Origin of the sequence: Methanothermococcus sp. (assembly GCF_015523155.1) — an archaeon.
GTDB lineage: Archaea > AGJL01 > Methanococci > Methanococcales > Methanococcaceae > Methanofervidicoccus.
Genome location: NZ_WAKW01000017.1, coordinates 1 through 12151, shown reverse-complemented (window position 1 = coordinate 12151; position 12151 = coordinate 1). Strand labels below are relative to the sequence as shown.

Annotated in this window: 11 protein-coding genes, 1 pseudogene and 1 CRISPR repeat array; of the genes and pseudogenes, 5 read left to right on the top strand and 7 right to left on the bottom strand. The window is 30.7% G+C overall.

Annotation, left to right across the window (positions count from 1 at the left end; genetic code table 11):
- Position 1: 1 nt before the first annotated feature.
- Positions 2 to 1170: direct repeats of the CRISPR family, unit length 29 nt; unit sequence TTAAAATCAGACCATTGATGGATGGAAAT.
- 58 nt (positions 1171 to 1228) lie between these two features.
- The 3 genes from F7B34_RS02445 to F7B34_RS02435 all read left to right on the top strand — a co-directional run bounded on the left by F7B34_RS02445 (position 1229) and on the right by F7B34_RS02435 (position 2352).
- On the top strand, positions 1229 to 1423 hold the full coding sequence (locus F7B34_RS02445) for a hypothetical protein (protein ID WP_292460092.1): 195 nt from the start codon (positions 1229 to 1231) through the stop codon (positions 1421 to 1423).
- Between the two features lie 210 nt (positions 1424 to 1633).
- On the top strand, positions 1634 to 1858 hold the full coding sequence (locus F7B34_RS02440; RefSeq protein WP_292460090.1) for a hypothetical protein: 225 nt from the start codon (positions 1634 to 1636) through the stop codon (positions 1856 to 1858).
- Positions 1859 to 1872: 14 nt separating this feature from the next.
- Positions 1873 to 2352, top strand: coding sequence for an IS1 family transposase (locus F7B34_RS02435; RefSeq protein WP_367116333.1), 480 nt, complete (start codon positions 1873 to 1875; stop codon positions 2350 to 2352).
- Positions 2353 to 2385: 33 nt separating this feature from the next.
- Here F7B34_RS02435 and F7B34_RS02430 read toward each other — a convergent pair whose 3' ends face one another.
- The 4 genes from F7B34_RS02430 to F7B34_RS02415 all read right to left on the bottom strand — a co-directional run bounded on the left by F7B34_RS02430 (position 2386) and on the right by F7B34_RS02415 (position 6306).
- On the bottom strand, positions 2386 to 3414 hold the full coding sequence (locus tag F7B34_RS02430) for a DUF1786 domain-containing protein (protein WP_292460089.1): 1029 nt from the start codon (positions 3412 to 3414) through the stop codon (positions 2386 to 2388).
- 41 nt (positions 3415 to 3455) lie between these two features.
- Positions 3456 to 4028 (bottom strand): imidazoleglycerol-phosphate dehydratase HisB, encoded by a 573-nt coding sequence (gene hisB / locus F7B34_RS02425; protein WP_292460088.1) that lies wholly within the window; start codon positions 4026 to 4028, stop codon positions 3456 to 3458.
- Between the two features lie 171 nt (positions 4029 to 4199).
- Positions 4200 to 5525, bottom strand: a complete 1326-nt coding sequence (locus tag F7B34_RS02420; protein ID WP_292460087.1) for a DHH family phosphoesterase — start codon at positions 5523 to 5525, stop codon at positions 4200 to 4202.
- Positions 5526 to 5688: 163 nt separating this feature from the next.
- Positions 5689 to 6306: a TIGR00296 family protein gene (locus tag F7B34_RS02415; protein WP_292460086.1), complete on the bottom strand. Its 618-nt coding sequence runs from the start codon at positions 6304 to 6306 to the stop codon at positions 5689 to 5691.
- A 377-nt stretch (positions 6307 to 6683) separates the two neighbouring features.
- Between F7B34_RS02415 and F7B34_RS02410 the strand changes: the two are divergent.
- Both F7B34_RS02410 and hisG read left to right on the top strand, forming a co-directional pair.
- Positions 6684 to 7826, top strand: a pseudogene (locus tag F7B34_RS02410) (ATP-binding protein).
- 48 nt (positions 7827 to 7874) lie between these two features.
- Positions 7875 to 8741, top strand: a complete 867-nt coding sequence (gene hisG / locus F7B34_RS02405) for an ATP phosphoribosyltransferase (protein WP_292460084.1) — start codon at positions 7875 to 7877, stop codon at positions 8739 to 8741.
- Between the two features lie 43 nt (positions 8742 to 8784).
- Here hisG and F7B34_RS02400 read toward each other — a convergent pair whose 3' ends face one another.
- The 3 genes from F7B34_RS02400 to F7B34_RS02390 form a co-directional block, all read right to left on the bottom strand.
- Entirely contained in the window at positions 8785 to 9648 is an 864-nt protein-coding gene (locus F7B34_RS02400) for a RimK family alpha-L-glutamate ligase (RefSeq protein WP_292460094.1), read from the bottom strand.
- A 22-nt stretch (positions 9649 to 9670) separates the two neighbouring features.
- A complete protein-coding gene (locus F7B34_RS02395; RefSeq protein ID WP_292460083.1) occupies positions 9671 to 10468 on the bottom strand; it encodes a 50S ribosomal protein L11 methyltransferase in 798 nt (265 codons plus the stop codon).
- Positions 10469 to 10626: 158 nt separating this feature from the next.
- A complete protein-coding gene (locus tag F7B34_RS02390) occupies positions 10627 to 12135 on the bottom strand; it encodes an RtcB family protein (RefSeq protein WP_394355309.1) in 1509 nt (502 codons plus the stop codon).
- Positions 12136 to 12151: the final 16 nt, after the last annotated feature.

Here is a 12151-nt window from a genome sequence, read left to right as displayed (position 1 = left end):
GTTAAAATCAGACCATTGATGGATGGAAATATTTTTCTCATTTTAGTTATACTAGCGTTTTAATTTATGTTAAAATCAGACCATTGATGGATGGAAATATTATTTCCATATCAAATTCGTTAGTGTCTTCATACAGTTAAAATCAGACCATTGATGGATGGAAATTAAAATGCCGTTTAAAAAATGTGTCCCTTTTTTGCTCTCGTTAAAATCAGACCATTGATGGATGGAAATAACAAAGGAAAGCGATTAGTAGATGCAGAGCTCCAGTTAAAATCAGACCATTGATGGATGGAAATCACTATGATTGCAAATGATGCGAGGACTGGGGCGTAGTTAAAATCAGACCATTGATGGATGGAAATGTCGTTCGTGCAAAATAAGCATGTTCTCCTATTTTTTTGTTAAAATCAGACCATTGATGGATGGAAATATTAGCACATGCAATCTCATCAGCAGTTCAAAACACATCTGTTAAAATCAGACCATTGATGGATGGAAATTAAATGCACTCAAAAGGCTACCGTTCAGTGTCATATTCTTGTTAAAATCAGACCATTGATGGATGGAAATATATACAGGAGGGGCTCCATAGGACCATAATTGGCAGGGTTAAAATCAGACCATTGATGGATGGAAATAAAAATCCATTACTTTTTTAGTTAGTGAAAATTGTGTTAAAATCAGACCATTGATGGATGGAAATAAGTCATTGGGCGAAGAAATTCGCCAGTGAGTTGGAAAGTTAAAATCAGACCATTGATGGATGGAAATATTGAACTCGAGTTGGTATGGAGGACAGGACTTCAAAGAGTTAAAATCAGACCATTGATGGATGGAAATAATGCCTGATTATTAAAATTAATTTTAACTTGTTGGGTTAAAATCAGACCATTGATGGATGGAAATTTTTTAATTGTTCTTTTAAATTACAGATATCCACGTTAAAATCAGACCATTGATGGATGGAAATTTATACGCAAGCGTGGGATGATATGAAGGACGATATGTTAAAATCAGACCATTGATGGATGGAAATTTCTAAAAATCCGAGCTGTGCAGAATTTGAACAATACGTTAAAATCAGACCATTGATGGATGGAAATTTTTACTGTTGAGGGTGAATACCTCTTTCTACACGTTAAAATCAGACCATTGATGGATGGAAATAGAAACATCCTTAATAATTCCAGCAGTAGTTTCAGTGCATTTAAATATGGTGTGAATGATGACTGAAAATAAATATGAAGAGTATGTTACCTTTGGATTAATTGGATTAATTTTAGTAATAATTGGTGCTTTGATATCTATCATTAATGAGAAACTTATAGCATTAGCATGGACTTTGATTGGTAGTGGAATTGCGATTATATGGTTAAGTTTTCATAAAGTATCTCATGAGAAACGTAGAGAAAATAAATGATAAAATTAGTAAGTTGTTAGATGGATTTGATTATTTAAATGGTTAAAATTAGACCATTGATGAACGGAAATTATTGCTTTCTTTAACTTTTATTTTTATTACTTTAATAGTTAAAATCAGACCATCAAATTTCTTCGGAATTTGAGTTAAAAGTTAGTTGGTCATGTTATAGTAATAGATATATATACCTTATACGATATAATACTTACTATGATCAAGTGTGTAAATTGTAATTCAGATAAGGTTGTTAAAGCAGGTTTGCATAAGTCGGAGAAGTATGGCATTAGACAAGTGTATTTATGTAAAGAATGTGGTAGAAAGTTCATAGAACATGCTAAATCTCCAAGATATTCTCAGGAATTCAAAGAACATGTGGTTAGATGTGTAGTCTGTGAAGAACTGGGAATAAGACAGGCTAGTAGAACTTCAATCTAAGCACTAACACAGTTATTAATTGGATTGGGGAGTTTAAAAAAAAAGATTCCGAAAAAGAAATAATACCAAACTATGCAGGAACACATATAGAAGTGGATGAAATGTATTCATTCATAAAAACTAAGAGTAATAAAGCATGGATATGGGTAGCAATCGATAAATACACTGGATTAATCGTTGCACATAAAACTGGAGACAGATCAGAAGAAACTCTTAAGGAACTACTTAAAGAAATACCTAACAAGATAGTAAATAAATGTATATTTTACACTGATAAATGGAAAGCATATAATATTTTACCAAAGGACAGACATGTAGTTGGTAAAAAATACACCAGAAGGGTAGAAAGGGTATTTCTAACCTTCCGCAGTTCATATGCAAGACTGGTTAGAAGGAGTATTAGATATTCAAAATCCAAAGAAATTCACAATATTATCCTTGATTTGTTGGTGTATTTTTACAATGAGAAAATTATGTCTAATTATGAGAAATAACCAGTTAGTTTTTACCTAATTGGTGGATGGAAATTAATATTTTTCACTAAAATTATACTCAAAAGCCTTTAAAAGACCTACACACCCGGTAATCATTACATCCCCACCAGGATATGCGTATTTTCCATATTCTTTAAATAAACTCCTATTTGGTCCCGCAATTAATATGTCCTCAGGATTTATTTTATCAACAACTGCTGCACCATGACCCCTATCGTTAAGTATTTCTTCATTGGTCAAAGTCCCATTTGAAAGTTTATCAACAATCTTTTTTAATTTTTCAGGAGTTAATAATCTCGTGTGGTGTTCAAATATTCCTTTTATTTCACCATCTTTTACGGAAACTCCCAATGTATGGCCGTTCCCAATGTCAAGACCTATAAACTCATTCATGCCCTTTTCAGTGGCATAGTTTAGTATTCCACATATAGATGCTACCTTACTATCCATTACAAATCCATTGTAGTTATTTTCATTTAATGTTTCCAATATGCTGTTGAATCTTGAAAATGAATTGCAGTCATTATGATCTAAAAATACAAATTCATAGGGATTTGCAGTTTTTTGCAACTGTTCCTTAAAGTATTTGAATCTTGTGATTCTATCACTTTGTCCCTTAACAAAACCGTGGTCTTGGCAGGCAGCACATACGAAATCAGGTTTAAATTCCTCACCAAATGCATCAAAAATATTTTTTAGCATGTTAAAATCTAAATCTCTAAATATTATATTTGGATTGTTTATTTTGTCCTTTATAATTATTCCTCTTTTAGCCACCTCCTCTAAATCATCCCTAATGGTTTTTGCCGCACTTTTAGAGATTTCAACCTTAAACCCTTTTTGAATATGGTCATCAATCGCCCTATTTACCGGACCTCCGCCCATTATTTTTCCATCTATCCTTAAATCTTCATTCATATTTCTTATTTTATTTGCAATTATGCTTGTTGGTGATGGAAGTATGAGCTTTACCGCATTTTCTATATTGTTTTTATTTTTTTCAGTATCGAAATATAATATATCCTGAGTGCCCTTTCCAATGTCTATACATAAAATATTCATAATACCACCAGATAGTTATTATTGATTATTAATCTATTTTATTAAACAACTCCTTTGGTGCTCACAATTCCTTTTCTCTCGTCAATTTGGGTTGCATTATCCAGGGCAATTCCAAAGGCTTTAAATAGTGCTTCTATCTTATGGTGTTCGTTTTCCCCAATAACTTCAAAATGTATGTTCATATTTCCATTGTTTGCAATAGATTCAAAAAAATGAACTACATTTTCAGTTGAGAGCTCTCCAACCTTGTCCCTTTTTGGGGTATAATCTCCAACAACATAAGGTCTCCCACCCAAATCAATTGAAACCATCGCTCTTGCTTCATCCATTGGAACAATAGCCCATCCAAATCTCTTTATATTTTTCTTTTCAATTTTGTTCAACGCCATTCCTATACATATGCCAACATCCTCAACTGTGTGGTGGTCATCTACTTCCAAATCCCCATTTGCATCTAAATACAAATCAAATGAACCGTGCTTTGCAAAAGATGAGAGCACATGGTCAAAAAAAGGAATTTTTGTGTTTATTTCGTATTTTCCTGTGCCGTCTATGTTTATCTTTAAATTTATATCAGTCTCGCCTGTTTTCCTTTTAATTTCAAAAATTCGCAACATACCACCTGTATCCACTTTATTTATTATTAAATATATATTAATATATTATTATATATTGCCTCATTTATATTATTTTATTTATGTTATTATAATATTTAACAGAATTAATTAACTTTTTCATATTAAATTAATTTTATCTTGTTATTCAAATTATATATACATTACATATTATTTTTTAAGTTGTTTTCCAACGGCATCATCAACCTTTTTTAAAAATTCCTCTAAATGAATTTTTGGAACTCTGGCACCAGATGCTACATTGTGCCCTCCGCCATCCCCTCCAAATTCAACTGCAATTTTCATAATCTCAGAAAGATTCAAACCCTCATTTACAAGAGTTTCGTTGCCTCTCGATGATATTTTATAATACCCCCCATCTTCGTAAATGCCTAAAACTGGCTTATCCTTCACAAGTAATGATGCTATAAGACCGGTCATGCTCTTTTTCCCAAAGAAGTATTCTATATTATTTAGTGAGTTTATTTTAGTATCTTTTAACTGATTGATAATTTCTTCTTTATATTCGATATAGGTTTCTTTTGCAATCTTTATACATTCATCATCTTCAAGAGCTACGCCTATACCTACTGAACCTATGCCTTTTCTACCACATGCATTTAGGAGCTCCGATAGATAAAATGCGTCATCGATTTTATGTTTTATAACATACCTATCGACGATAATATCATCATCCTTTTCTACATAAGCCATAAGTGCAATTTTCAGCTTTTGCCTATCTTCTTCATTAAAACTTGTTTTATTTAGATCTATATTCAGTTTTTTCAAAAAATTAATTATTTTTTCTCCATCATTGAGCTCTCGAATATAAGGTTGAGTGGAATACATCATGGACTTCCAAACTGGCAAATCATAGCAATTATAAACTATATCCTTTAAAATACCAGTTATATATCGATATTTCCGAGCTTCGTTTATTATAAATTTGTTCATTCCAGAGAATGGTCTATGTTGCATATCGCCAATTGCCCCAGTAATTGCCAAAATACTCAAATCATAAAACCCAAATTCTCGGGCAACCAAATAGCACACTCCACTTGCAGAAATTTCCTTTGCCCCATTGATGCCAAAAATATGGGAATTTAATTGATAAATTCCTTTAATTTCTAAATCATTTATTGCAGGCGGGTGGTGGTCTAAAATAATGGCATTTAATCCATGATTTAATATGCCTTTTATATGGGCGCTGCCCATGTCGCAAAAAATGTATAAAATATTATTTTTATTATCCTTATGTTCTTCACCAAGTTTATCAATAACTTCTTTTGATAAATATTCTACAATAGAAAGATGAAACTCCTTATTTAATCTATAAAGCATTTTTATGACTATTGCTCCTGAGGTTAGTCCATCTGTGTCATGATGTGTAATTACTCTTATCAGTCCTTCGTGATTTTTAATTCTTTCTGTAATCTTTTTTAAAATATATTTGTATTTTTGAAGGCTTTTTTCGTCCTTAAATATCTTTGACATCATAAAAATCCCAATAATCTTTAATAACTTTTATTTTTATATTTATTTATAATATATTATATTTATCATATCATTATGAAATAACATCTATAAAATCCTTTTACCTTATTATATGTCTAATTAAATATATTAAAATTTAAAAAATATTTAAAATAGTATATATTTTCTATTGACAGCCAGAATACATAGTTTTTTCTACAACCTGGGAATTTGGCATTAACTCTTCAAAAACCTGTGCTTGAAATGAATATATATTCACTCTACGCTTTAACCAAGTATTTGGGGGTAATCCTGCTTTTAAACATAGATTGGCTAAATATTGATCAACATCCCATCCAAATTCAACTGGAACTTGTGGCAACAGCAGTCCTCTATATGCTCCATACTCTATAATCAGCCCATCTCTGCCAATTTTTATTTTTTCTAAATATTCGGTGGGATCTTTTACCTCCAACAATTTTGGAACTGTCAAAATACTAACTTCGACAACGATTTCATCCAACTCATCAAGGGTTATAGCTGGAAATCTTGGGTCATTAACTGCTGCACTTATTGAAGCCTCTTTCAAAGCCTCTATTAATGGCATTACAGGTTCAGGTATTCCAATACATCCCCTTAAATCATGTTCTGGATATGTATGGAGCGATACAAAAACACCCCTTAGTTCATTAAATTTTTCTGGGTATTCGCATAAGATGGTATTTTCTCCGGTTAAATAATTTTCGATAACAGTTCTTGCAAATTTGACTGCAAAAGTTCCTTCTTCAAGCGTCAATTTTTCCATAATATCCCCTTTATTTTTCATATATTTTTTTCTATATTTATTAAATATATTATAATTTTTTTAATTTAAAGTATATTTTGGTTTTTATCTTTTAAATAGATATTAGATGATATATGCTAAATATTAAATAGTTATAATAATACAATAAAATGATGAAAAAATAAAATAATTATATTTAAAATATTATAAAATTGTTTAATTATAATGTTCAACATAAAACTAAACATAGGATTTATTAACTAAATTTATTAACAGTTGTTATTTCATTTGTTGCGTAGAAATCGTAGGCACTTACTCGATTTTATTATGTGATTTAATACAGTCAAGGAGTTTTGCTTTTGATTATAATTACACATTGCAATTTATATGGTGAAACCATGAAATTCTTCAACAGGGAGAAGGAGATTAAAGAACTCCTTCATATATTAAGCAAAGAACCAGATGACATTTATTTCATATACGGTTCCATAAACAGTGGTAAAACAACATTAATCAACCACATTATAAATGAAAAATTAAACAAAGAAAATTATAAAATATTTTACATAAATTTCAGAACCTACTTAATATCAGAAAAAAGGGAGTTTATAGAAGCAATATTCACAACCAAAAAAGAAGGAATATTGGAAAAAATAAAAGATAAATCAGAGGTAATAAACCTAATTACAAAGACCACAAAAATTTTAACAGGAATTCCTATTCCAGAAATGGAATTTAACAAACTATTTGAGGAAAGAATAAACGATGCCTTTCAATATCTAAACAATATAATGTTAGAAACCAAAAAAAATGGAAAAACACCGATTTTAATTCTCGACGTCTTGGAAAAATTCGTTTTCCAAAATCTTTGTCGCTCCGCTCCAAAGAACTTGCAGATGATAAAAGACATTACCACCAATGGACAAAAATATCTTTTAAAAGAATTATTTCAATTCTTAGTATCACTAACAAAGGAACAACACTTATGTCATGTATTTTGTTTAACCTCCGATAGTCTATTTGCCGAATATGTTTATAATACTGGGGAGTTAAAAGATAGGGCTGATTATATTTTAGTTGATGATTTTGATAAGGAAACTGCAATATCATTTATGGACTTTTTGGCAAAAGAAAATGGAGTTTAGCTCTCCAACAGTGATAAAGAAAAAATATATTCCTATGTTGGGGGAAAACCAAAACTTATTAGCAGAGTAATTAATAAATTATTCGATAAAAATTTGAACAATGTTTTAGAAGAAATGCTAAATGATGAAATTCAAAAATTAGATATGATTTTAGACAAATTAGACTCTATATAACACCAAAAATATCCATTGAAAATGAAATTATTGAAATTAAGAAAGAAGATGTTGTTAATACATTAAAATTATTTAAAACTAAATATGAGATTAGCAAAAAGAATATTAGCATGCCAATGTATGTTTATTTGATTAAAGAAAATATTTTATTCCTAAATCCACAAAGGGATATTAAAACCACAATCATTCTTAGTATGGAATGCCATTAAGAAGATAGTTTAATTTTATTCTGTCTTTTACTATAATTATTAAGATTTGATAGGTGATATTTTGATTTTGCTTGCATTACCAAATAAAGGAAGGATTTCAGAACCCATTAATAAAATTTTAGGGAAAGCCGGATTAAAGATGACAGTTCAAGGAAGGAGTTTATTTGCTAAAACCGTTGATAAAGATATAAATGTAATGTTTGCCAGAGCTCGTGATATTCCAGAGTTTGTTGCAGATGGGGTGGCGGATGTTGGTATTACAGGATATGATTTAATACTTGAAAGAGGAGTTGAAGACAGGATTGAGTTTTTACTTGATTTTGAATTTGGAAAGGCAAATTTGGTGATTGCAGCACCAGAAGATTCAAATATAAACTCTATCGATGACATAAAGGACGGAATGAAAATAGCAACAGAGTTCCCACACCTTACAGAGAAATACTTAAAAAGTAAAAATCTTAATTTAGAAATTATAGAGCTTAGCGGGGCAACAGAAATTGCACCATTTATTGGTGTTGCAGATCTCATAAGTGATTTAACTTCCACAGGAACAACATTGAAATTGAATAGATTAAAACCAATAGAAACAATAGTTTCATCCACAACAAGATTGATAGCAAATAAAGATAGTATAAACAACCCAGAAAAACAGGCAAAAATAAATCAAATAGTTTCAGGAATAAAAAGCGTTCTTTATGCCCAGACAAAAAGATTGATTATGATGAATGCCCCAAAGGACAAAGTAAATGAAATAAAAAATATCATCCCAGGAATGAGCGGACCCACAATTTCAGAAGTTTTATCAAATGACGGTATGGTGGCAATACATGTGGTAATTGATGAAAAGGAAGTGTTCCACGTTGTCGCCAAATTGGAGGAGCTCGGTGCTAAGGACATACTTGTAGTGCCTATTGAGAGAATTTTATAAATTTTTTTACTTTTTTTATTTTTTACTTTATTATTTTTAATTTTTATTTACTTTTTATTTTTTTAATATATTTTAAAATTTCCTCTGGAACATCCACAAAATTCATAATGCCTCTAAACTGCGGTGTAATATTCATTTCTAAAATATATGGTTTGTTATTTTTATCAATTAGCACATCAACACCGACAATATCGGCACTGACTTTTTTTACAGATTTTAGAACAATATCTTCAACATCTGCATCTAAATCAAATCTTTTAATTTCTGCACCAAGGGAATAATTTGCCCTCCAATCACCCTTTGGAATCCTCTCCATAGCACATATAATTTTATTTCCAATGACAAAAACTCTTACATCGTGCTTATATGGAACATATTCTTGGATAAATATTTCCTTTTTATTGAATTTCAATATCTCAAAAATGTTTTTTAATTCATCCAAGCTATTTATCTTTAAAACACTATTTCCATAACCGCCATATATTGGCTTTACAACGATGGGAAAATCAAAATCGTTATTTTTTAATGTGTTTTTTATATTTTCAAAATCATCGGTGTAGGTTAAGAATGATTTTGGCATGAGTTCCTTTAATTTGATATATGTTAAATATTTATTTTGACAGGTTTCTATACATTCCGATGAGTTGATTATTTTTATATCATTTTCATCAGCAATGCTTTCAATGTATTTTAATGCATAAATTCCTTCCCATAAATAATCCCTTTCAACTCGTGAAATGATTAAATCGTAATCATAATTGTTATTGTTATTATTTTTACTATTATTTTTTATTCCAGAAACAACATTTAAAGTATCTAAAAAGGATATATCATATTTATTTTTCAATTTTTCATAAATTATTATGTTTTCCGGAGTTTTTTTATGGCAAAGTATGGCAATTTTAATATTATCACCCAACATTTTTTAATTATAAACATTTTATGTTAATACTCTCTAAATCACCGCCCATTTTATAAGATAATTTAATATTTAATGTTCCATCCTCAATTGTTGGATTTTCTATTGGAATTATCAAAGGAGGATTTAACATTGGGGTGCTTCCAGCAATTATTTTTTCGTTTAATTCTGTGTATGTATTCAGCCGAATTCCTAAGGGCATATTTTCAACATTTAGTTTAATATCTTTTAATTTAAATTTCAAATTGTAAGACACTTCTTCTTTATTTATTTTGTAAAAATCTACTGTGCTATAATGTATTTCCTCCGAGATTGGCTCTGAAATCACTTCTTCATCATAGTATATATACCCCATTTTAGCCATGACTACCTGAGCTGTGTTATGAGCTCTCTCTGGGATGAGTTTTCCCCTCTCTTTAAGTAGTCCTTTTTTAAGAATGGAGTTTAAAACTGGAACCTGAGGTTCTGTAATTAATGCAGTATCAAGCATTTCGGCTATAATTACATCAGCAGGCTCTTTAAAATCATACTCAGAAGCGTCTGCTTCTACTAAATTTATATTTCCAAAGTTATTGATTTTTATGTTCTCCCTTGCATATTCGTAGGTGATGGGGTCGAGCTCTACGGCATAAACATTTTTTGTAATTCGAGAGGCAATCATTGCCAATATTCCGCTACCTGTTCCCAAGTCATAAACTACATCGCCAGGTTTAACAGTTTTTTCAATGGCCTCTTTAAAAACTGCCACCCTATCTCTGTCAAGAAGCATGCTGTAATGCCACTGCGGGACGCTTAATTTAAGTTTCATAATAAACCTCCAAATGTGGATAAAAATATAACAATAACCAGTAAAAGTAAATAATAAAAATAAATAATATATAATAAATTAAATAATAAATAAAAATTATACGCATGATACTAAAAAATTATTCTAAAAAATTTATTAAATAATATTTAAATATATAATTACCCCTTAACAACACCCATTGGCTTCATTCTACTGACTTTTAAAGATATTCCTGAGTTATGAGCAACATCTGCAACTAATTCAATGCTTTTATATGCTTCGGAGCATTCCTCAGCAATTACACCTTTAGAGTCCGCCATAATATATATTCCCTTTCTTTCGAGCTCCGCCTTGATATTATTTGAGTCATACAACTTCAATGCCTTTGCCCTACTGAGAGCTCTTCCAGCACCGTGGGCAGTTGAACCAAAGGTTTCCTCCATGGCAGTTGTTGTTCCGTGCATTAAATAGGATGCTGTTCCCATATCTCCCGGAATAATTACTGGCTGTCCTATTTTTCTATACTCTTGTGGTATTTCTTTACAACCTGGTCCAAATGCCCTAGTTGCCCCTTTTCTATGCACCACCACATTTTTTAACTTACCATCTATTTTATGTTTCTCCCTCTTTGCTATGTTATGTGCTACATCATATAGTATATTCATTTCAAGGTCTTCTGCTGGTGTTTTAAATACTTCTTCAAAGCTTTCCCTTACCCAATGTGTTATAAGCTGTCTGTTTGTCCATGCGTAGTTTGCACCGCAGTTCATTGCCTTGAAGTATCTGATACCCTCCTCAGAGTTGATTGGAGCACATGCCAACTGCCTATCTGGTAATTTTATATTGTATTTTCTGGCTGCCTTTTCCATATATCTAAGGTAATCGGAACATATTTGATGCCCCAATCCTCTGGAACCTGTATGAATCATAATCACCACTTGATTTTTTTCAACCCCATACACTTTTGCAGCTTCTTCGTCAAACACTTCATCTACATACTGGATTTCTAAAAAGTGATTTCCACTACCCAACGAACCTAACTGAGGAAGTCCTCTCTTTTTAGCATTATCTGAAACTAATGAAGCATCTGCCTCTTTTATGCATCCTTTTTCTTCAATGTAGTTTATATCTTCATCCCATCCGTAGTTGTTATTTATTGCCCATTTTACCCCTTCTTCAAGAACATCATCTATTTCATTTTTTGTAATTCTTATCTTTCCTTTACTTCCCAGACCTGATGGAATATTTTTAAATAGTTTATGTACGAGCTCCTTTATTTTAGGTTGAACTTCTTTTTTTGTTAAGTTGGTTTTTAATAGCCTTACCCCACAGTTATGAACCACAACCCCATTTGCTATAAAGTTATGGGACTGATGGGGTATAGAAACATCGTATAATTTTGAATTATATGGAATCTTTTTAATTTCTTTTATTTTATCCAAAACAAATCCGCCTGCAACCCCATATTTTTTTACAAATTCTTCCAATGTTTCAAAATCATTTGCAAATATTTTATTTTGCTCCACTTTTGAAATTCCTTCTTTATCTATATTTTCCCATATAATTAATTTTCTCCTTAAATACTCTGTAATTAATAGAATTTTATCATCTTTGTAATATGCATAACCAATTTTAGATAAGAAATTATAGAGCTCCTTATTATTTGAAGTTATATATAGTCTGTACATGATTTTCTCATTATAT